Source organism: Rivibacter subsaxonicus (assembly GCF_004217215.1).
In the GTDB taxonomy this organism is placed as follows: domain Bacteria; phylum Pseudomonadota; class Gammaproteobacteria; order Burkholderiales; family Burkholderiaceae_C; genus Rivibacter; species Rivibacter subsaxonicus.
Genome location: NZ_SHKP01000007.1, coordinates 481,775 through 500,658, shown reverse-complemented (window position 1 = coordinate 500,658; position 18,884 = coordinate 481,775). Strand labels below are relative to the sequence as shown.

The following is an 18,884-nucleotide window of genomic DNA, read 5'->3' as shown; positions in this document are numbered from 1 at the left end:
CCGCGCGCGCAGCGCGCCTCGTGTGCTGACTCGGCGCGGCTGTTTGAACGTAGCGAACGCAGTGAGCGAAGTGAGTTCCGCGACGCGGCCCTGCGGCCGAGTAGCGCAGCGCAGTCGGCGCCTTTGGCCGACCGCCGCAGCGAAGCGCCGACGGCTGCCCGCCCATGGCCTTGCTCGCCTGAGCGGCACGGAAGACGAACGACCGCAATGCGCCGATAGCAGCCACTGGCATCAGGCCTCCTGCATGGCCGGCCGGTCGCCCACCGGCACTTCGCAGCTCGGGCACTCCTCAAGATCGGCCAGCTCGGGCCAGTCGGGGTAGCTCAGCAGTGCCTCGCGATAGCGCTGCACGTGGGCCTCGAGCACGTCCTTGCCCACCTTGTGGGCGCCGTGCAGCACCAGCGGCGGCAGGAAGCGCATGCCGCACAGCACCGCGGTCTGCTCGTAGGGCGGCAGGAAGGCGTCGAAGAAATAGCGGTTGTAGCTGCGCGGGTGGTAGGCCGCCTCGGCCCCGCCGGTGGTCGTCACCAGCCAGACGTCGCGCCCGGCCAGCGCGGTGCCGCCGCGGCCGTAGGCCCAGCCGAGTTCGAGCACCTCGTCGAGCCAGAGCTTCATCAGCGGCGGCATCGAGTACCAGTGGATCGGGTGCTGCCAGACGATCAGCCGGGCGTTGTGGGCCGCGCGCTGCTCGGCCGCCACGTCGATCACGTAGTCGGGATAGAGCGCGTAGAGGTCGCGCACCTCGATGCGCTCTGGCACCTGCGTGCCGGCCGCTCGCGCCGCCTTGAGCAGCTGCGCGTTGGCGCGCGAGGCGCGCAGGTCGGGGTGGGCCACGAGCACCAGCACATCGGCCATGGTCAAGACTCCTCAGGGGCACCGGTCGCCGCGTGGGCCGGGCCGGCAACAGGGTTTGCGCCGGGCCCGGGCGAGCGCGGTGCGCCGCTAACATACCCGAGCATCGACCAACGAGAGGGAGCGCCGGATGCCGGTGATCGTGGTGGCCAATCCGAAAGGCGGCGTGGGCAAGAGCACGCTGTCGACCAACCTCGCCGGCTGGCTGGCCCGCCAGGGCCATGCGGTGATGCTCGGCGACACCGACCGCCAGCAGTCGGCGCGCGCCTGGCTCGGCCTGCGGCCGGCCGGCGTGCCGACGATCCAGACCTGGGACATCGCGCACGACCACGTGGTCAAGCCGCCCAAGGGCGTCACCCACGTGGTGCTCGACACGCCGGCCGGCCTGCATGGCAAGCGCCTGGACGAGATCATGAAGCTGGCCGACAAGGTGCTGGTGCCGTTGCAGGCGAGCATCTTCGACATCTACGCCACGCGCAACTTCATCGCCGAGCTGCTCGCGCGCAAGAAGCACGATCGGGTGCCGGTGGCGGTGGTCGGCAACCGGGTGCGCGAGCACACCATCGCCGCCGAGCAGTTGCAGCATTTCCTCGACGGGCTTGGCGTGCCGGCGCTGGGCCACCTGCGCGACACCCAGAACTACGTGCACTTGGCCGCACGCGGCCTCACGCTGTGGGACGTCGCGCCCGGCCGCTTCGAGCGCGACATCGAACAATGGCAACCCATCGTCCAATGGGCGGACTCCAAAGCATGAAGACCTTCGAACACCTGGCCGACCTCGAGGCGCTGATCGGCGAGCCGCTCGGCAGCAGCGAGTGGATCACCATCGAGCAGTCGCGCATCGACCGCTTTGCCGACGCCACCGACGACCACCAGTGGATCCACGTCGACCCCGTGCTTGCCGCCAAGGGTCCGTTCGGCACGCCGATCGCACATGGCTTCCTGACGCTGTCCATGCTGCCGGCCTTCTTCGAGACCGCCTTCACGGTCAGCGACGTGCGCATGGGCGTCAACTACGGCCTCAACCGGGTCCGTTTCACGGCGCCGGTGCCGGTCGGCAGCCGGCTGCGAGCGCACTTCAAGCTGCTCGCCTACGAGCGCATCGAGGGCGGCGCGCAGCTGATCGTCGAGGCCAGCATCGAGCGCGAGGGCGCGAGCAAGCCGGTCTGCGTGGCCGATTCGCTGACCCGGCGCTATTGGTGATGGCGCCCACGCCAACCGCCCGGAGTGCTGCTGCGCTACCCCTCTTGAGGACGTGCCCGGCCCGGGGCGACCCGGCACCGGGCTCCGCTACAGTGCGCGTCGGCATCTGCCGGATGGAGACGAGCCCATGAAGGTCCTGCTGATCGACGACCACCCGCTGATCCTGTCGGCGTTGCAGGCGGTGATCCAGGGCCTTGGCGACGACCTCACGGTGGCCGGCGTCGGCAGCGCGGCCGAGGCCCGCGCCACGCTCAAGGCCGACCCCGAGTACGACCTGGTGTTGCTCGACCTGCAACTCGGCGACGCCAACGGCTTCGACCTGCTGGCCGAGCTGCGCGAGGCCTACCCTGCGCTGCCGGTGGTGGTGGTCTCGGCCTCCGATCGAACCAGCGACGTGATCCGCTCGATCGACATGGGCGCGATGGGCTTCGTGCCCAAGCGCGCCACCAATGACACGCTGTTCGAGGCGCTGCACCTGGTGATGAGCGGCGGCATCTACGTGCCGCCGATGAGCATGGGTGTCGAGCCGGCGGTGCCGCTGCCGCCACCCTCGGTGGACCCCGGCACCGGCTACGCCGACGCCGAGACCGTGCCCGGCGTGCTGCGCATGGTCGGCGCGCAGGCCACCAACAGCGGCTTCCAGAGCACGCCCAGCATCACCACGCTGGGCCTGACGCCGCGCCAGACCGACGTGCTGGCGCTGCTGCTGCAGGGCAAGCCGAACAAGCTGATCGCGCGCGAGCTCAACATCTCGGTCGAGACGGTCAAGGACCACGTGGCCGCGGTGCTGCGCGCGCTCGGCGTGAGTTCGCGCACCCAGGCGGTGCTGGCGGTGAGCCAGATGACGCACCAGGCCAGCGCCTCGCCGGGCTGGCGGCGTACCGGCCGCTGAGCCTGGCCAGGGGCGCACCGGCTTGCCGCCCGTGACTTCCAGCGGCGTCGGCGGCCCCGCAGCCGGCGAGCCGGCGACGCCGGCCGTGCGCGACGCCCTCGAGCTGCCGCTGCTGCCGGCCAGCAGCCACGACGACGACAGCCTGCTGCCCGACAAGGTCGACTCGTTGATGGCCCAGACCGGCGTCTCGCTGTTCGGCCACCTGCTCGGCGCGAGCGCCACGGTCTGGCTGTTCGTCGGCCATGCCCCGCTGCCGATGCTGCTCGGCTGGGGCCTGCTGTTCCTGCTGGTCTTCAGCCTGCGCATGCTGCTGCGGGTGCGCTACCGGCGCGCCGAGGCCATCGCGCCCGAGGCGGCCCGCAAGTGGCTGCGGCTGTGGGACCTGGGCGCGCTCGGCTCGGGCGCGGTCTGGGGCCTGGCGGCCTGGATGCTCTACGTGCATGGCGACACCGCCCAGCGCGCGGCGCTGATCGTCATCGGCTTCAGCTTCAGCGCAGCCTCGATCGCGGTGCTGGCACCGCAGTTCGGCACCTTCCTCGGCTTCACCAGCCTGATCCTGCTGCCGATGCTGGCCCGCATCGGCACGCTCGGCGGCGACAACTGGCAGCTGGCGCTGGTGCTGGCGCTGGCCTTCGTGATGATCCTCAGCGTCGGCCGCGTCTACCGCGCCACCTTCGACAGCATGGTCGCGCTGAAGGTCCGCAGCGCGCAGCTGGCGGCCCAGCTTCAGCGCGAGAAGGCCGCGGCCGAGGCCGCGCGCCGCGAGGCCGAGACAGCCAACCGCGCCAAGACCCAGTTCTTCGCCGCCGCCAGCCACGACCTGCGCCAGCCACTGCATGCGATGGGGTTGTTCGCCGAGGCGCTGCGCGCCAAGAGCCGCGGCGACGAGGAGGTCACGCACCTGGTCAACAGCATCAACAGCTCGGTCGACGCGCTCGAGGGCCTGTTCAGCGAGTTGCTCGACATCACCAAGATCGACACCGGCGGCGTCGAGCCGCAGCCGCAGCACTTCGCGCTGCGCGAGTTGTTCGCGCGCATCGCGCTGCAGTACGAGCCGACCGCCTTCGAGAAGGGCCTGGCGCTGCGCCTGCGCGGCCACCAGCAGGTGGTGCATGCCGACCCGGTGCTGGTCGATCGCGTCGTGCGCAACCTGGTCGCCAACGCGATCCGCTACACCAGCGAGGGTGGCGTGCTGGTCGGTGCGCGCCGGCGCGGCGACCGGGTGCTGATCCAGGTCTGGGACAGCGGCAGCGGCATCGCGCCGGCCGAGCAGCAGCGCATCTTCGACGAGTTCTACCAGGTGCCCGGCAGCACCCCGGCCACGGCGCACGAGCGCAAGGGGCTCGGCCTCGGCCTGTCGATCGTCAAGCGGCTGGCGGCCATGATGGACGCGCCGCTGGCCCTGCGCTCGCAGCGCGGGCGCGGCAGCGTCTTCAGCATCAGCCTGCCGGCGGGCCGGACGCCGCGCACACTGGCCGGCACGCCGCCGGCCGCGCGCGTCGGGCTCGGCGTCACGCTCGATCACCGCCGCATCCTGGTCGTCGAGGACGAGCCGGCCGTGCGCGAAGGCCTGGCGGTGCTGCTCAAGGGCTGGGGCGCGAGCGTGCATGCCTTCGAGAACACCGCCGCCGCCGAGGCCTGGGCAGCGGCCGCCGTGGCGGCCGGGCCCGAGGCGCTACCCGACCTGCTGATCGTCGACTTCCGGCTGCCCGAGGGCACCGGGGTCGATGCGCTGCTGACCCTGCGCCGCACGCTCGCGCGTCCCGATCTGCCGGCGATCATGGTGACCGGCAGCACGATGACCGGCCACGAGGCGGACGCCCATCGGCACGACTTCCACCTGCTGCTCAAGCCGGTCGTGCCCAACAAGCTGCGGGCGATGATCGCCTTCAAGCTTGGGCTGCGTTAGCACCGGTCTTTGCGCTACCGTTGCCGCCATGGCCACCCGCAAGAAAGCCAGCGCCCGATCCCACGCCGGGCACGGGCGCGGCAACGCCCGCCCACCAGCCGTCGAGGACTCGGGCCCGATCTCGCTGCGCGACCCGATGCCTGAGGATGTGCCGGCGCCGTCCGAGCATGGCCCGCGGCTGGCGATCGCCATCCACGGCGGCGCCGGCACCAAGCCGCAGATCGAACTGACACGGGCCCAGGAGCGGGTGCTGCGGGCCGGGCTCGAGGCCGCGCTCGATGCCGGGCTGCGCGTGCTGCGCGACGGTGGCAGCGCGCTCGACGCGGTGTGCGCCTCGGTGGTGGTGCTCGAGGACGATCCACTCTTCAACGCCGGCTGCGGCGCGGTCTTCAACGAACTCGGCGAGATCGAACTCGAGGCGGCCGTGATGGACGGCGCCACGCATGGCGCCGGATCGGTGACCGGCGTGCAGCGGGTGCGCAACCCGGTGCTGCTGGCCCGCGCGGTGATGGAGCGCACCTCGCACGTGACGCTCGGCTTTGCCGCCGCCGATGCCTTTGCCCAGCGGGTCGGCATGCAGCTCGAACGGACCAGCTACTTCCACACCGAGACGCGCTGGAAGTCGCTGCAGATCGAACTCGCGCGGCGCGCCGCGCGCGCACCGACGCTGACCGACGCGCTGCTCGGCGGCATCGGCAGCGAACTCAGCGACGAGATCAAGCATGGCACCGTGGGCGCGGTGGCGCTCGACCAGAGCGGCAACCTGGCCGCTGCCACCTCCACCGGCGGGCGCACCGGCAAGATGGCCGGGCGCATCGGCGACACGCCGACGCTCGGCGCCGGCACCTGGGCCGACGAGGCGGTGGCGGTGTCATGCACCGGCCACGGCGAGTGGTTCATGCGTTCCGGCGCGGCGCACGAGATCTCGGCCCGGGTGCGGCTGGGCGGCATGACCCTCGAGGCCGCCTGCCGCCAGGTGATTGGCGAGCTGCTGCCCAAGCTGGGCGGCGCCGACGCCTCGGGTGGCGCGATCGCGGTCGACCGCCACGGACGGATCGCGATGCCCTTCAATTGCGAGGGCATGTACCGCGCGGCGATCGACGCCGACGGCAATCGCAGCGTCGCGATCTACCGGCCCGGATGAGCCACTCACCAGCGGCGCGCTAGAAGAGCAGCGTGCTGAGCCAGTAGAAGACCGCGGCGATCAGGGCCGCGGCCGGGATCGTGAAGATCCAGGCCCAGACGATGCGGCCGGCCACGCCCCAGCGCACCGCGCTCATGCGGCGGGTCGAGCCGACGCCGACGATCGCGCCGGTGATGGTGTGGGTGGTGCTGACCGGCACGCCGAGGCCGGTCGCGATGAACAGCGTCACCGCTCCGCCCGCCTCGGCGCAGAAGCCGCCGACCGGCTTGAGCTTGGTGATCTTCTGGCCCATGGTCTTGACGATGCGCCAGCCGCCGAACATGGTGCCCAGCGCGATCGCGATGTAGCAGGACCAGATCACCCACCAGGGCGGCAGCGCGTCGGTGGCGCTGGCGTAGCCGGTGGCCACCAGCAGCAGCCAGATGATGCCGATGGTCTTCTGCGCGTCGTTGCCGCCGTGGCCCAGGCTGTAGAGGCCGGCCGAGATCAGCTGGCCGCGGCGGAACAGGCGATCGATCTTGAGCGGCGACTTGCCCTGGAACAGGTGGGCGACGATCACCAGCAGCACCGATCCGAACACGAAGCCGAGCAGCGGCGAAACGAAGATGAAGGCCACCGTCTTGAACACACCGGCCGCGATCAGGCCGGAGGCGCCGACCTTGGCCATCGTGGCACCGACCAGGCCGCCGATCAGCGCGTGCGAGCTGCTCGACGGGATGCCGTAGAACCAGGTGATGACGTTCCAGGCGATCGCACCGATCAGCGCACCGAACACCACGTGGGCATCGACCACGCCGGGCTCGACGATGCCCTTGCCGATGGTCTTGGCGACCGAGAGCTGGAAGATGAACAGCGCGATGAAGTTGAAGAAGGCGGCAAACACGACCGCCTGCTGCGGCTTGAGCACGCCGGTGCTGACGACGGTGGCGATCGAGTTCGCCGCGTCGTGAAAGCCGTTCATGAAGTCGAACAGGATGGCCAGCGCGACCAGTCCGGCGACCACCCAGAAACTGAGTTGTACCGCTTCCATCAGAGCGCCTTCCTGCCTGAGCCGCGGGCGCGGATCAGGAGTTCTCGAGGACGATGCCCTCGATCAGGTTGGCCACGTCCTCGCAGCGGTCGGTGACGGTCTCGAGCATTTCGTAGACCGCCTTCATCTTGATCAATTCGCGCACGTCCTGCTCTTCGCGGAACAGCTTGCTCATCGCGCTGCGCATGACGCGGTCGGCCTCGCTTTCGAGCTGGTCGATCTCCTCGCAGGCCTTGAGCGCCGCCTCCACCGCCGTGTGCTGGCTGAGCTTGGGCAAGAGGTTCACCGCATGCTGCACGCGCTCGCAGCAACGCGCGGACAGCTGACTCAGGCTCAGCGTTTCCTCGGTCATGCGCCGCACGTCGTAGAGACTCAGCGTCTCGGTCGTGTCCTGCAGCAGGTCGAGGATGTCGTCCATCGCATTGATCAGGCCGTGGATCTGCTCGCGGTCGATCGGCGTGATGAAGGTCGTATGCAGCAGCCGGTTGACCTCGGCCGTGATCTTGTCGGCGGCATGCTCGGCGTCGATCACCTCGGCTGCCAGGCGCTCGCGGTCGGTCAGGTTGGCGTAGTTCTCGACCATCCGCAGGAAGGCGCGCGAGCCTTCCACGATGTGCTGGCCATGCTGGTCGAACAACTCGAAAAAGTTACCTTCGCGAGGCAACAGCTTGCCAAACAGCATGCACGTCTCCGGATTTCTGGATTTGGCCGGAAGGTGGGCCGGCCGCCCGGCACCCGCGGGCGCCGGCGGCGATTGTCACACTTCCGTCACTGCGGCTGTCGGGCTGCCGGCCCGAAAGAGGCCGACAGCGAACCATCCCCCAAGTCCGCAGGATCGAGGTAGGCAAAGGGCCCCTCGAAGCCGGCGATCGCGTCGAGCAGGCGCTGCCAGTCGACCGGTCGCTCGGCGGGGTGGAAGGCCTCGACGTTGACCGCCAGCACCGGCGCGCCACGGTAGCTGGTGAAGAACTGGCGATAGGCCTCGTTGAGGCGCTCGAGGTAGTCCTCGCCGATCCCGGCCCCCGGCGCGCCACCCTGCTCCATCGGCCGGCCGCGGGTGCGGATGCGGTTCAGCAGAACGTCGGGCTCGGCCTGCAGCCAGATCACCAGATCGGGCTCGGGCAAGCGCTGCTGTTCGCGGCGGTAGATCTGGCGGTAGAGCGCGAGATCATCGTCGCCGAGATTGAGCATCGCGAACAGGCTGTCCTTGGCGAACAGGAAGTCGCTGACGACGCCGGTCTCGAAGACCCCGGCCTGGCCCAGGTCGCGCATCTGCTCGACGCGCTGGAACAGGAAGCTGAGCTGGGTCTGCAGCGCATAGGGGTTGTCGCGCCCGGCGCCATGGGCATAGAAGCGTTCGAGAAAGGGGTTGTGCTCGGGCCGTTCGAGCACCGCACGCGCGCCCCAGTGGCGCGCCAGTGCGGTAGCGAGCGTGGTCTTGCCGACGCCGATCGGGCCTTCGACTACGACATGCGAGAAGCGCATCAGCATGGCTCAGCCTCTGCGGAAGATGAAGTAGACGGCGCCGACCATGCACAGCCCCGCCCACAGGTAGTCGAGCTTGAGCGGCTCGCGCAGGTAGAAGAAGGCGAAGGGCACGAAGACGCTGAGCGTGATCACCTCCTGGATGATCTTGAGCTGGGCCACGCTCATCTCGGCGTGACCGATGCGGTTGGCCGGCACCATCAGCAGGTACTCGAAGAAGGCGATGCCCCAGCTGACGAGCACCGCCACCAGCAAGGGCTTGTGCGACAGCGTCTTCAGGTGACCGTACCAGGCGAAGGTCATGAAGACGTTGCTGGCGGTGAGCAGCAGCACGGTCTGCACCGGCACGGGCAGGCTGGTGAAGGCATTCATGTGTCAGCAGACCCTAGGGCTGGCCGGGGCACGCGACCCGGCGGAAGTTGAAGTCGATCGCGCGCGGCTGGCCGCGCAACTGCCACTCGATGCGCGCCGCAAGACCACCGTCACCGGCCCGGCGATAGATCACGCGCTGCGGAAAGTCGTGCGCCTTGTTCTCGAAGACCGCCACGCCGTCGCCGATCTCGATCGACTTGAACGAGGCCTGCGGCTGGCGCGAGGGCTTGGCCGTGTACACCAGGACGCCGTCGTCGTCGCGGATCAGCATCTGCTCGTACTCGAGCAGCCGGCCGCCGCCGACGGTGCGACCGCTGCCGAGCATCGCGCCGCCGAGCGGCGCCATCCATTGCTCGTCGATCTGGCGCTCGCCGGAGCCGGACTCGGACTGCCAGCAGCCGGCCAGCCAGGTCATCTGGTCGATCGGCGCGGCACCGGCGTCCACCGCCAGCGCCAGCACGGCGAACACGCAGGCAAAGGCATGCTTCATCGAAGTTCTCCTGTTGGGGCCGGCCAGCCGTAGAGCACGTCGGGCTCGGACTCCGGCGCCGGGCTGGTGCCGAAGGCGATCGCCTCGAAACCGTGGCCGGCATAGAAGGCGCGGGCCGGCGCGTTGCGGGCAAAGGTGTAGAGCCGCAGCCCCGCGGGGCAGCGCGCCTTGGCGTGCTCGACGAGCAAGCTGCCGACGCCGCGCCGCTGCTCGCCGTCGAACACGGCCAACTGCCTGACCCAGCCGCGTCCGGGCTGCGCCTCGGGCTCAAGCGCGATCAGGCCGAGCGTTTGCCCGACCAGGCTGCAGGCCAGCGTGATCTCGGCGCTCGGCATCAGGCGTTCGCGAAAGAAGGTGCGCGCATCGGCCAGCGTGTGGCGCTGGTGCCCGGCGACGTAGGAGTAGGCGTTGCGGTTGCAGGCATGCCAGCGCTCGACCACGGCGTCGAAGTCGGCGTCGGCGAAGGCGCGCAGGCGCAGGTCGAGCCGGGTGCCGCTGCGCTCGACGCGCTGGTCGGCCAGCGCCGGCAGGCAGGCCGCCAGCGGCCCCAGTCCGGGCGCGTCGATCCGCGGCTCGATCTCGAGCAGTGGCAGCAGCGCGAAGGCGCGCTGGTGCAGGCGCGGGTGCGGCACGGTCAGCGCCGGCGTGTCGATGCGCTCGTGGCCATAGAGCAGCAGATCGAGGTCGAGCGTGCGCGGCGCGTTGTGCCATGGCCGCTCGCGGCCGTGGGCCGCCTCGATCGCCTGCAGTTGCGCCAGCAGTTCCGGTGCGTCGAGCGTCGTGTCGAGCGCGACGACCGCGTTCAGGTAGTCGGGTCCCGACGAGTCGATCGGCGCGCTGCGGTAGAGCGAGGACACGGCGAGCAGGCGGCCGCCGGGCAGCGCATCGAGTGCGCAGAGCGCGGAACGCAGCGTGGCCCTTGCATCGCCGAGGTTGGCGCCGAGGCCGACGTAGGCACGCAGCGCCTCGCTCATGGGTGTCGATCCGCGCTCGACCCGAGGGAGTGGCCCGCCGCCGATCAGTCGGCGTCGTGCTGCTCGCCGCCGGCCGCGGCCACCGCAGCGCCCTCGCCCGCCGGCTTGCGGCGCCGACGGCGGCGCTTCTTGGCCGGTGCGGCGTCGGCTGTCGCGGCATCGGCCTCGGCAGCGTCGCCGGCGGCCGCCGGCGCGGCCCGCGGCACGCTGTGCACCTTCGGCACGCGCCGCGCCGGCTCGTGCTTGCGGCTGGCCTCGCGCGCGGCGTCGAGCAGCGCACGCCGCTCGATCTCGTCGTTGGTCGAGGAGAACTCCTCCCACCAGGTGCCGAGCGACTCGTCGACCTCGCCGACCGCCGCCCGCAGGCGCAGGAAGTCGAAGCCGGCCCTGAACCTCGGCTGCTCGATCAGCGAGAAGGGGCTGTTGCCGAGGCGGCGCTCGAAGCGCGGCTGCATCGACCAGATCTCGCGCATGTCGGCGCCGAGCTTGCCGCGGCCCGAGATGTCGCCGACGCGGGCATCGAAGACCGCGTCGATCGCGGCCTGCAGCGCCGGGAACGGCGCCTCGCCCTGGCTGCGGATCTGCTGCCATCGGCCAAGAACCTCGTGCCACAGCAGGCAGGCCAGCAGGAAGCTCGGCGCGACCGGCTTGTCTTCGCCGACGCGGCGATCGGTGTCCTGCAGCGCGAGCTGCACGAAGCGCTCGCACTGCGGATCCCTGGCCATGCCGTCGAGCACCGCGTCGAGGATCGGAAACACGCCGCGCGGGCGGTTCTTCTCGTCGCGGCCGATCAGCTGCTGCGTCTGCAGTTCGGCCAGCGACTTCACCGCGTGCCCGGTCTGCAGCAGCTTGACCATCTCGTCGAACAGGCGCGAGGCCGGCACGTTCTCGAGCAGCGCCGACATTTCGCGGATCGGCGCCCGCGTCTTGGGCTCGATCGCAAAGCCCAGCTTGGCCGCAAAGCGGACCGCGCGCACGATGCGCACCGGGTCTTCGCGGTAGCGCGCGACCGGGTCGCCGATCATCCGAAGCACCTTCTTGCGGGCGTCGGCCAGGCCGTTGAAGTAGTCGACCACCACCTGCGACAGCGGGTCGTAGTACATCGCGTTGACGGTGAAGTCGCGGCGCGCGGCGTCCTCGTCCTGCGGACCCCAGACGTTGTCGCGCAGCACGCGGCCCTCGGCGTCGACCACGTGCGACTTGCCGGAAAGCTCGCTCTTGCTGGTCTTCTCGTTGCCGCTGACCTGCTCTGCAGTGGCGGCGTCGAGCACCGCGCGGAAGGTCGAGACCTCGATCACCTCGTGCTCGCGGCCGCGGCCGTGCACCACATGGACGATGCGAAAGCGGCGGCCGATGATGAAGGCGCGCCGGAACTGGGCCTTGACCTGCTCCGGCGTGGCGTTGGTGGCGACGTCGAAGTCCTTGGGCCGCACGCCGAGCAGCAGGTCGCGCACCGCGCCGCCGACGATGTAGGCCTCGAAGCCGGCCTCCTTGAGCGTCTGCACGACGCGCACCGCGCGCTCGTCGAGCAGGCTCGGGTCGATGCGGTGCTCGTCCGGGCCGATCTCGACCCGCCGCGCCTTGACCGGGCCGGCGGCCTTGCGCGCCTTGGCGCCGTCTTCGTCGCGGCCGAGCAGCTTGTCGATGAATTTCTTGATCATGAGGGACTAAACAAGTTCAGCACGCGCCAGCCGCGCTCGCGCGCAACGACGGCCAGGGCCGGTGAAGGATTGGTCGCCACCGGGTCGGTGGCGATCTCGAGCAGCGGCAGGTCGTTGGGCGAGTCACTGTAGACCGTCACGCGCTCGAAGTCTTGGAGTCGGGCGCCGTCGGCCGCCAGCCAGGCCTCGACACGCGCCACCTTGCCCTCGCGAAACGAGGGCACGCCGGCAACGCGTCCGGTACAGCGGCCATCGGCCGCGCGTTCGAGCTCGACCGCGATCAGCGTGTCGACGTCGAAGGCGCGCGCGATCGGCGCGGTGACGAAGTCGTTGGTGGCGGTGACGATCGCCAGGCGGTCGCCGGCCTCGCGGTGGTGCGCCACCAGCGCCAGCGCCGGCGGCAGGATCGCCGGCTCGATCAGCTCACGCATGAAGCGCGCATGAACCTGCGCCAGCTCGGCGGCCGGGCGCTCGCGCCAGGGCCGGGTCGCGAACTCGATGTAGGCCGCCACGTCGAGCGTGCCGGCCTGGTACTGGGCGTAGAAGGCGTCGTTGCCGGCGCGGTGCTCGGCGGGGTCGGCCCAGCCGATGCGCACCATGAACTCGCCCCAGCTGTGGTCGGAGTCGAGCGGCAGCAGGGTGTGGTCGAGGTCGAACAGGCAGAGGTTCATGCGGTGGGTGCCCGGGGTTGCTGCGCCTCGGCCGCCTCGGTCGCCAGCATCTCGCGCAGCAGCGGCACGGTGAGCGCGCGCTGGCGCTCGAGCGCATAGCGGTCGAGCCGGTCGAGCAGGCCCATCAGCGAGCCGAGGTCGCGGGCATGGCGCACCAGCACGTAGCTCATCAGCTCGTCGGGCAGGAACAGGCCGCGCCGGTCGGCCTCGCGCCGCAGCGCCGCACGCACCTCGGCCTCGGCCACCGGCTCGACATGGAACACCAGGCCCCAGCCGAGACGGGTGCGCAGGTCCTCGCGCACGCCGAGGTCGACCGGCGGCACCCGGCCGGCGGCGACGACCGGCACGCCGGCCCCCTGGGCCTCGACGAAGAGCGCAAAGGCGGCGTGTTGCTGGGCCGCGTCAAGGCGGTCGCAGTCGTCGATCAGCACCAGCTGCCAGCGCTCGTCCCAGGCCCAGGGCTCGGTCACCGCGGGGCCGAAGGCACCGACGGCGGCGCCGCTGGCGAGCCGCAGTTCGGCCGCCAGCGCGTGCAGCAGATGGGTCTTGCCGGCGCCGGCCGCACCCCAGAGATAGGTGGGCGCCAGCGGCAGCGGGCGGCGACGCAACGCCGCCAGCGCGGCCGCGTTGCTGCCGACGATGAAGTTCTCGAATGCGGGCGCGGGCTGCGGAGCGATCGCCAGCGGCATCTGGCGCGTCAGGGGCGCGGAGGTCAGCAGCGAATCAGCCAAGGTGAGGCGAGCGGATGAGGGGCGCAGGGGGCTCGGCCCGGCCAGCGCAAACCGGCCGCCGCCCGGGTGTCACGCGGGCGCCAGGCGCAGCACGACACGGCCGGCAAGACCCGGCAATCGTTCGAATTCTAGCGGCGGGCTCCGGTCCGCCCGCTGGGCCTGGCGCGCGCGATGCCTAGTGCAGCCGGGGCCGACCTGCCGAGCGCAGTTCGGCCACCCGCTGCTCGATGGCGACGCGGTCCTCGGCCTTGGGCACGCGCGCCACGTAGTGCTCGAGGTCTTCGGCGGCGGCGGCGGCGTTGCCGAGTTCGGCCAGCGCCAGGCCGCGGTCGCGGCGCTCCTCGGCATCGTCGGGCAGCAGCAGCACCAGGCGCTCCTGCACCGCCAGCAGCAGCGCCCAGTCGTCGCCGCTGCGGTGGATCTCCTTGAGGTTGCGCAGCAGGCGGGCGACGATCTCGCGCGGCGTGGCGGCCTGCAGGAACAGGCCGAGCGGCACCTCGAAGTCGCCGGTCAGACCCTGGCTGCGCTTGTAGGGGCCGAGCCTTTCCTCGAGCTCCTCGCGCGACAGCGACTGGCCGGAGAAGGGATCGATCACGACCTCGCCCTGCGGCATCCGCACCTTGACCAGGAAATGGCCGGGGAACGAGACGCCGCGCGCGGTCAACCCCACCTGCTGGGCGATCTCGAGGTAGATCACCGCCAGCGAGATCGGGATGCCGCGCCGGGTGCGCAGCACCTCGTGCAGGTAGCTGTTGGCGGTGGCGTAGTAGTCGTTGACGTTGCCCTCGAAGCCGAGCTCGCGGAAGAAGAATCGGTTGAGCAGCCGCAGCCGCTGCAGCGCGCCGGCGTCGGCCGGCAGCCGCGCCTTGAGCCGGGCCGCGAGGGCGTCGATGTCGGACAGCACGCCCTGGATGTCAACGCGCGGCTGCTCGTCGAGCGCGACCGAGGCCGCGGCCTCGGTCAGGGCGAAACCCTCGTCCTCGGCCACCAGGGCGCCAAAGTACTCGAGCGGGGTCAGCGCGGTGATCGTCATGCTGGCCTCAGTGTAGAACCGGCCGCCGGCGCTGGAAAGCCGGGACCGGCGCGCTCGTCTAGGCGCGGCGCATGAAGTGGCGCAGACGCAATCCGATCGCGAGCAGGCTGCCGAAGTAGAGCAGCGCCGCGGCGCCCAGCACCGCCGCCAGCCAGCCGGCGCGCCGCAGTTCGTGGCTGCCGAGCGCGACCCAGTCGAGCCGGTGTTCCGCGTACGCCAGCAGCAGCCCCATCAGCGTCGAGGCCGCCAGCACCCGCAGCAGGAACAGCGGCCAGCCCGGCGCCGGACGCCAGCTGCCGCGCCGCAGCAGACCTATCAGCAGCAGCAGCGCATTGACCAGCGCCGCGCAACCGATCGACAGCGCCAGCCCGGCATGACCGAAGCGCGGCACGAAGACCAGGTTGAGCAGCTGGGTCAGGATCAGCACGCCGATCGCGATCTTCACCGGGGTGCGGATGTCCTGCTTGGCGTAGAAGCCGGGCGCCAGCACCTTGAGCGCGACCAGCCCGAGCAGGCCGACGCCATAGCCGCGCAGCGCCGCCACCGTCTGCGCCACGTCGACGGCACTGAAGGCACCGCGCTGGTAGAGCACCGCGGTCAGCGCGCTCGGAAACACCAGCAGCGCGATGGCGCAGGGCAGCGCCAGCAGCAGCACCAGGCGCAGGCCCCAGTCGAGCATCGCCGAGAACGAGGCCGCGTCGCCGCGCGCCTGCGCCGCCGACAGCTGCGGCAGCAGCACCACGCCGAGCGCGACGCCGAGCAGCGCGGTCGGAAACTCCATCAGCCGGTCGGCGTAGGTCAGCCACGAGACGGCACCGGGCCCGACCTGGGTCGCGATCTGGGTGTTGATCAGCAGCGAGATCTGGGCGACCGAGACGCCGAGCACCGCCGGCGCCATCAGCCGCAGGATGCGACGCACGCCATCGCTGTGCCAGGCGGCGCGCACCGCCGCCGGCGACAGGCCGATCCGCGGCAGCATGCCGATGCGCAGCAGCGCCGGCACCTGCAGCGCCAGCTGCAGCACGCCGCCAAGCATGACGCCGACCGCGAGCGCGTAGATCGGCGCCACGCCGACGCGCTCGAACCACGGACCGAACCAGAGCGCGGCGCCGATCACCGCCAGGTTCAGCAGCACCGGCGTCACGGCAGGCACCGCGAAGCGGCGCCAGGTGTTGAGCACGCCGGCCGAGAGCGCCACCAGCGACATGAAGCCGATGTACGGGAACATGATCCGCGTCATCACGACCGCGGCATCGAAACCACCGCTGCGCTGCAGGCCGGCGCCGATCAGCCACACCAGCAAGGGCGCGGCCAGCACGCCGAGCACGCTGGTCAGCAGCAGCACCCAGAACAGCACCGTGGCGACCGCGTTGACCAGGGTGCGGGTGGCGGCGTCGCCGTCGCGCTCGCGGGTGGCGGCCAGGATCGGCACGAAGGCCTGGGCGAAGGCGCCCTCGGCGAACAGCCGGCGCAGCAGGTTGGGCAGGCGGAACGCGACGTTGAAGGCGTCGGTCATCACGCTGGCACCGAACAGCGCGGCGACGATCTGCTCGCGAACCAGTCCGGTGATGCGCGACGCCAGCGTCAGCACGGAGACGACGGAGGCGGCACGCAGCAGGTTCATCGCTTGTTGTTCTTGGATCGTTGGGCGGCTGATTATAGAAAGTGCCTACTAACCTCCGATGCGGTCGACTGGCGTGCCTTCGGAGACCCTGCTATACTCGAAGGCTTTCCACCCGGATAAACCCCCAATTCCATGGCCACCTCTGCCAAAGCCAAGAAGAAGACGGTCCGCACCGCGTCGGGCCTCAAGCGCGCGCGCCAGGACGTCGTCCTCAACGCCGCCAACAGTTCGCTGCGCTCGAAGTTCCGCACCGCGATCAAGAGCGTGCTGAAGGCCGTCGCCGGCGGCGACAAGGCGCAAGCCACCACCACCTTCAAGACCGCCCAGAAGACGATCGACCAGATCGCCGAGAAGGGCATCTTCCACAAGAACAAGGCCGCTCGCTACAAGAGCCGCCTGTCGGCCAAGGTCAAGGCGCTCGGCGCCTGAAGACTGTTCCGGGTGATGAGAAAAGGGCTCGCAGTGCGAGCCCTTTTCGTTGGTCTGAAGGGCACCGCGTGGTGCCCTTCGCGTTTCAGGTGCCGATGCGACCACCGCCAGTCTTGACGATCGCGACCGTCGCCGAGCGCGGCCGGGCCGTAGCGCCACCGGCGCCGTAGCCGGCATTGCCCGGCCAGTGGCTGAGGTACTTGCCCGGATCCGCCACGTTGGCCGCCGAGATCGTCTCGCCCGGATGCTGGATGTTGGCAAACAGCGTCTGGCCGTCGGGGGTCTCGGCGCAGCCGGTGATCTCGCAGTCGACCGGACCGACCAGGAAGCGCCGCAGCGTGTCGGCCGAGGGCTTCTTGCCGATGTAGGTCGCCACGTCCAGCGTCGTGCCGTCGGCCTTGGTGTAGCTCAGCGTGGTCTTCACGCCATCGCCGACGTTGCCCGGCACGCCGGCCAGCATCATGCAATTGGTGGCGTCGGTGTAGGCGCCATCGTCGGTCTGGATCCAGCACAGGCCGGTGCTGCGGCTGAACCAGAGGCCATCGGGGCTCGAGAAGTCCTGGTCGGCGGTCAGCGCCGACAGGTTGACCCGGGCGGCGTCGGCATCGAACTGCGCGCCGAAGAGGTAAACGTCCCAGGTGAAGCTGCTCGCCGCCGCCTCGCCGCCCGCCTCGGCCATGCGCAGGATGTGGCCGTTGACGTTGCCGCTCTGCGGCGTGGTCGACGCGCCCTTGAGGTCGCTGTAGGCGCGCGGGTTGGCGGCGTCGAGCGTGGCGACGGTGCGGCTGCTGTTGTTGGTCAGGGTGTAGTAGATCTCGCCGCTGGTCGGGTGCACCGCGCACCACTCGGGCCGGTCCATGCGGGTCGCACCCACGGCATCGGCGGCGAGGCGCGCGTTGATCAGCACGTCGCCCTGGTCGGCGAAGGCATAGGCCGCGTAGCCGGCGATCGCGGCGTTGGCGATGCTCAGCTCGATCCACTCGCCGGTGCCATCGGCGTTGAACCTGGCCACGTAGAGCCGGCCGTTGTCGAGATACTTGTCGCCGGCGGCCATGCGATTGGCCGGGTTCAGGTCGGCCGCATCCCAGTTGGCGTTGGAGACGAACTTGTAGATGTACTCGCCGCGCGAGTCGTCGCCCATGTAGACGGCCAGCGGCTTGCCCGCGACCAGCCTGCCGAAGCTCGCGCTCTCGTGCGCGAAGCGGCCTAGGCCGGTGCGCTTGCGGATCGACGCGCTCTTGTCGTAGGGATCGATCTCGACGATGTAGCCGAAGGTGTTGAGCTCGTTGCGGTAGTCGTCGGTGCCGTAGGCGGAGCTGCCGAGCTTGCCGATGTTCCAGCGCGCGTAGCTGTCGTCGGCACCGCTGCTTTCCCAGCCGTGGCGGCTGGCGGCGCCCTGCGTGCGGCCGTAGCGCTGCAGCGAGACGACGCTGCGATCGGCGCGAGCCGCGTCGTCGGCGGCGCCACGGGTGAAGTAGCCGGCCCAGTTCTCCTCGCCGGTCAGGAAGCTGCCCCACGGCGTGTAGCCGGTGCCGCAGTTGTTGATGGTGCCGCGGCCGCCGGTGCCAGCCGGGGAATAGCGGGTCCTCATCAGCGTGTTGCCGCGCGCCGGGCCGGAGAGTTCCACCGGCGTCAGCGGCGTGATGCGGCGGTTGAAGCTCGAGTCCTGCACATAGGACCAGGTGCTGCCGTTCTTCCGGACCTCGACCACCGAGACGCCGTGGGCCGGGATCTCCTTGTCGGACTCGGCGGCCGGACGCGGCCGCGCCGAGCTGCCGGAGACATGCAGGAAGTGGTCGGTCAGCGCCTCGTGGTTCATCACCAGCAGGCCGCGTTCGTTGCTGCCGGCCTCGCGCGCACCGCTGGCCGAGAGGCCGAAGTACTCCATGCCGTCGTGGTGGTCGCCGGCCCGGTTGTCGTAGTCGGCGTCGGTGCCATCGTTCCTGAAGGCCGGTGTCGCGGCCGTCAGGGGGTCGCCCAGCGCGTAGATGACGCTCGCGGTGTAGCCGGCGGGCACGACGACCGCGTCGGCCAGGCTCTTGGCGACGGGCGTGAAGCCCAGCGTGGTCACCGGCGAGAAGCCCTGCGCGGTGGGCGGTGGCAGCGCCGGTGTCGCCGGCGCCGGATCGTCGCCGCCGCCGCATGCCGCGACGCTGAAGCCACCCAGCACGGCCGTCGCCGCGCCGCCGATACCGCCGCGCAGCACCGAGCGCCGGCTCAGGCGCGCGTCGAGCACTTCCATCAGGCTCGCGTTGCCGCTGGTGTTGGTGATCTCGTGGTCGGCCTCGAAACCGCGGATCGGAAAGTCGACTGGCTTGTTCATTCACTGCTTCCTGGCTGCTCGCCGTCAAGGCGAGGCGGGGTGGCATCGATCGGCCAACCGC

General features: G+C 70.6%; 19 protein-coding genes. 6 read left to right on the top strand and 13 right to left on the bottom strand.

The window, feature by feature from the left end; all coding sequences use genetic code 11:
• Positions 1-231: 231 nt before the first annotated feature.
• Positions 232-855: a glutathione-regulated potassium-efflux system oxidoreductase KefF gene (gene kefF / locus EV670_RS15655; RefSeq protein WP_130433743.1), complete on the bottom strand. Its 624-nt coding sequence runs from the start codon at positions 853-855 to the stop codon at positions 232-234.
• A gap of 127 nt (positions 856-982) precedes the next feature.
• Here kefF and EV670_RS15650 point away from each other — a divergent pair, with 127 nt between their 5' ends.
• The 5 genes from EV670_RS15650 to EV670_RS15630 all read left to right on the top strand — a co-directional run bounded on the left by EV670_RS15650 (position 983) and on the right by EV670_RS15630 (position 6,000).
• Entirely contained in the window at positions 983-1,606 is a 624-nt protein-coding gene (locus EV670_RS15650) for a ParA family protein (RefSeq protein ID WP_130433741.1), read from the top strand.
• A complete protein-coding gene (locus EV670_RS15645; protein ID WP_130433739.1) occupies positions 1,603-2,055 on the top strand; it encodes a MaoC family dehydratase in 453 nt (150 codons plus the stop codon). The genes EV670_RS15650 and EV670_RS15645 overlap by 4 nt, the downstream gene beginning before the upstream one ends.
• A 127-nt stretch (positions 2,056-2,182) precedes the next feature.
• The gene (locus EV670_RS15640) at positions 2,183-2,947 is read left to right on the top strand and encodes a response regulator (protein WP_130433737.1); all 765 of its coding nucleotides are present in this window, start codon (positions 2,183-2,185) and stop codon (positions 2,945-2,947) included.
• A gap of 31 nt (positions 2,948-2,978) precedes the next feature.
• A complete protein-coding gene (locus EV670_RS15635; RefSeq protein WP_242616998.1) occupies positions 2,979-4,856 on the top strand; it encodes an ATP-binding response regulator in 1,878 nt (625 codons plus the stop codon).
• A gap of 28 nt (positions 4,857-4,884) precedes the next feature.
• Positions 4,885-6,000 carry an isoaspartyl peptidase/L-asparaginase family protein gene (locus EV670_RS15630; protein WP_242616997.1) on the top strand — a complete coding sequence of 372 codons (1,116 nt, stop codon included), beginning with the start codon at positions 4,885-4,887 and terminating at the stop codon, positions 5,998-6,000.
• Positions 6,001-6,019: 19 nt separating this feature from the next.
• Here the strand turns inward: EV670_RS15630 and EV670_RS15625 are convergent, their stop codons facing one another.
• The 11 genes from EV670_RS15625 to murJ form a co-directional block, all read right to left on the bottom strand.
• Complete coding sequence (locus EV670_RS15625; protein ID WP_130433735.1) at positions 6,020-7,030, bottom strand: inorganic phosphate transporter; 1,011 nt, start codon at positions 7,028-7,030, stop codon at positions 6,020-6,022.
• Positions 7,031-7,064: 34 nt separating this feature from the next.
• Positions 7,065-7,712 carry a DUF47 domain-containing protein gene (locus tag EV670_RS15620; RefSeq protein WP_130433733.1) on the bottom strand — a complete coding sequence of 216 codons (648 nt, stop codon included), beginning with the start codon at positions 7,710-7,712 and terminating at the stop codon, positions 7,065-7,067.
• A gap of 86 nt (positions 7,713-7,798) precedes the next feature.
• Positions 7,799-8,521 (bottom strand): deoxynucleoside kinase, encoded by a 723-nt coding sequence (locus EV670_RS15615; RefSeq protein ID WP_130433731.1) that lies wholly within the window; start codon positions 8,519-8,521, stop codon positions 7,799-7,801.
• 3 nt (positions 8,522-8,524) lie between these two features.
• Positions 8,525-8,887: a DMT family protein gene (locus EV670_RS15610; RefSeq protein WP_130433729.1), complete on the bottom strand. Its 363-nt coding sequence runs from the start codon at positions 8,885-8,887 to the stop codon at positions 8,525-8,527.
• A gap of 13 nt (positions 8,888-8,900) precedes the next feature.
• Positions 8,901-9,377, bottom strand: a complete 477-nt coding sequence (locus EV670_RS15605) for a DUF6265 family protein (protein ID WP_130433727.1) — start codon at positions 9,375-9,377, stop codon at positions 8,901-8,903.
• Positions 9,374-10,351 (bottom strand): 2-amino-4-hydroxy-6-hydroxymethyldihydropteridine diphosphokinase, encoded by a 978-nt coding sequence (gene folK / locus EV670_RS18970; RefSeq protein WP_130433725.1) that lies wholly within the window; start codon positions 10,349-10,351, stop codon positions 9,374-9,376. Before folK ends, EV670_RS15605 begins: the two co-directional genes overlap by 4 nt.
• 44 nt (positions 10,352-10,395) lie before the next feature.
• The gene (gene pcnB, locus EV670_RS15595; protein ID WP_130433723.1) at positions 10,396-12,012 is read right to left on the bottom strand and encodes a polynucleotide adenylyltransferase PcnB; all 1,617 of its coding nucleotides are present in this window, start codon (positions 12,010-12,012) and stop codon (positions 10,396-10,398) included.
• Positions 12,009-12,683: a histidinol-phosphatase gene (locus EV670_RS15590; RefSeq protein WP_130433721.1), complete on the bottom strand. Its 675-nt coding sequence runs from the start codon at positions 12,681-12,683 to the stop codon at positions 12,009-12,011. Before EV670_RS15590 ends, pcnB begins: the two co-directional genes overlap by 4 nt.
• On the bottom strand, positions 12,680-13,414 hold the full coding sequence (gene hda, locus EV670_RS15585; RefSeq protein ID WP_423213587.1) for a DnaA regulatory inactivator Hda: 735 nt from the start codon (positions 13,412-13,414) through the stop codon (positions 12,680-12,682). The genes EV670_RS15590 and hda overlap by 4 nt, the downstream gene beginning before the upstream one ends.
• Positions 13,415-13,589: 175 nt before the next feature.
• On the bottom strand, positions 13,590-14,447 hold the full coding sequence (locus EV670_RS15580) for a SirB1 family protein (RefSeq protein ID WP_130433719.1): 858 nt from the start codon (positions 14,445-14,447) through the stop codon (positions 13,590-13,592).
• Positions 14,448-14,505: 58 nt separating this feature from the next.
• A complete protein-coding gene (gene murJ, locus EV670_RS15575; protein ID WP_130433717.1) occupies positions 14,506-16,071 on the bottom strand; it encodes a murein biosynthesis integral membrane protein MurJ in 1,566 nt (521 codons plus the stop codon).
• A gap of 132 nt (positions 16,072-16,203) precedes the next feature.
• Here murJ and rpsT point away from each other — a divergent pair, with 132 nt between their 5' ends.
• Positions 16,204-16,500 (top strand): 30S ribosomal protein S20, encoded by a 297-nt coding sequence (gene rpsT / locus EV670_RS15570; RefSeq protein WP_130433715.1) that lies wholly within the window; start codon positions 16,204-16,206, stop codon positions 16,498-16,500.
• Positions 16,501-16,585: 85 nt separating this feature from the next.
• On the opposite strand, the gene EV670_RS15565 is transcribed toward rpsT, so the two are convergent.
• The gene (locus EV670_RS15565) at positions 16,586-18,823 is read right to left on the bottom strand and encodes a PhoX family protein (protein WP_130433713.1); all 2,238 of its coding nucleotides are present in this window, start codon (positions 18,821-18,823) and stop codon (positions 16,586-16,588) included.
• Between the last annotated feature and the right edge of the window lie 61 nt (positions 18,824-18,884).

What these genes read in the sequence shown, in the direction of transcription:
- kefF (WP_130433743.1), bottom strand. Translation starts at nt 855, where the DNA reads ATGGCCGATGTGCTGGTGCTCGTGGCCCACCCCGACCTGCGCGCCTCG.
- EV670_RS15650 (WP_130433741.1), top strand. Translation starts at nt 983, where the DNA reads ATGCCGGTGATCGTGGTGGCCAATCCGAAAGGCGGCGTGGGCAAGAGC.
- EV670_RS15645 (WP_130433739.1), top strand. Translation starts at nt 1,603, where the DNA reads ATGAAGACCTTCGAACACCTGGCCGACCTCGAGGCGCTGATCGGCGAG.
- EV670_RS15640 (WP_130433737.1), top strand. Translation starts at nt 2,183, where the DNA reads ATGAAGGTCCTGCTGATCGACGACCACCCGCTGATCCTGTCGGCGTTG.
- EV670_RS15630 (WP_242616997.1), top strand. Translation starts at nt 4,885, where the DNA reads ATGGCCACCCGCAAGAAAGCCAGCGCCCGATCCCACGCCGGGCACGGG.
- EV670_RS15625 (WP_130433735.1), bottom strand. Translation starts at nt 7,030, where the DNA reads ATGGAAGCGGTACAACTCAGTTTCTGGGTGGTCGCCGGACTGGTCGCG.
- EV670_RS15620 (WP_130433733.1), bottom strand. Translation starts at nt 7,712, where the DNA reads ATGCTGTTTGGCAAGCTGTTGCCTCGCGAAGGTAACTTTTTCGAGTTG.
- EV670_RS15615 (WP_130433731.1), bottom strand. Translation starts at nt 8,521, where the DNA reads ATGCTGATGCGCTTCTCGCATGTCGTAGTCGAAGGCCCGATCGGCGTC.
- EV670_RS15610 (WP_130433729.1), bottom strand. Translation starts at nt 8,887, where the DNA reads ATGAATGCCTTCACCAGCCTGCCCGTGCCGGTGCAGACCGTGCTGCTG.
- EV670_RS15605 (WP_130433727.1), bottom strand. Translation starts at nt 9,377, where the DNA reads ATGAAGCATGCCTTTGCCTGCGTGTTCGCCGTGCTGGCGCTGGCGGTG.
- folK (WP_130433725.1), bottom strand. Translation starts at nt 10,351, where the DNA reads ATGAGCGAGGCGCTGCGTGCCTACGTCGGCCTCGGCGCCAACCTCGGC.
- pcnB (WP_130433723.1), bottom strand. Translation starts at nt 12,012, where the DNA reads ATGATCAAGAAATTCATCGACAAGCTGCTCGGCCGCGACGAAGACGGC.
- EV670_RS15590 (WP_130433721.1), bottom strand. Translation starts at nt 12,683, where the DNA reads ATGAACCTCTGCCTGTTCGACCTCGACCACACCCTGCTGCCGCTCGAC.
- EV670_RS15580 (WP_130433719.1), bottom strand. Translation starts at nt 14,447, where the DNA reads ATGACGATCACCGCGCTGACCCCGCTCGAGTACTTTGGCGCCCTGGTG.
- murJ (WP_130433717.1), bottom strand. Translation starts at nt 16,071, where the DNA reads ATGAACCTGCTGCGTGCCGCCTCCGTCGTCTCCGTGCTGACGCTGGCG.
- rpsT (WP_130433715.1), top strand. Translation starts at nt 16,204, where the DNA reads ATGGCCACCTCTGCCAAAGCCAAGAAGAAGACGGTCCGCACCGCGTCG.
- EV670_RS15565 (WP_130433713.1), bottom strand. Translation starts at nt 18,823, where the DNA reads ATGAACAAGCCAGTCGACTTTCCGATCCGCGGTTTCGAGGCCGACCAC.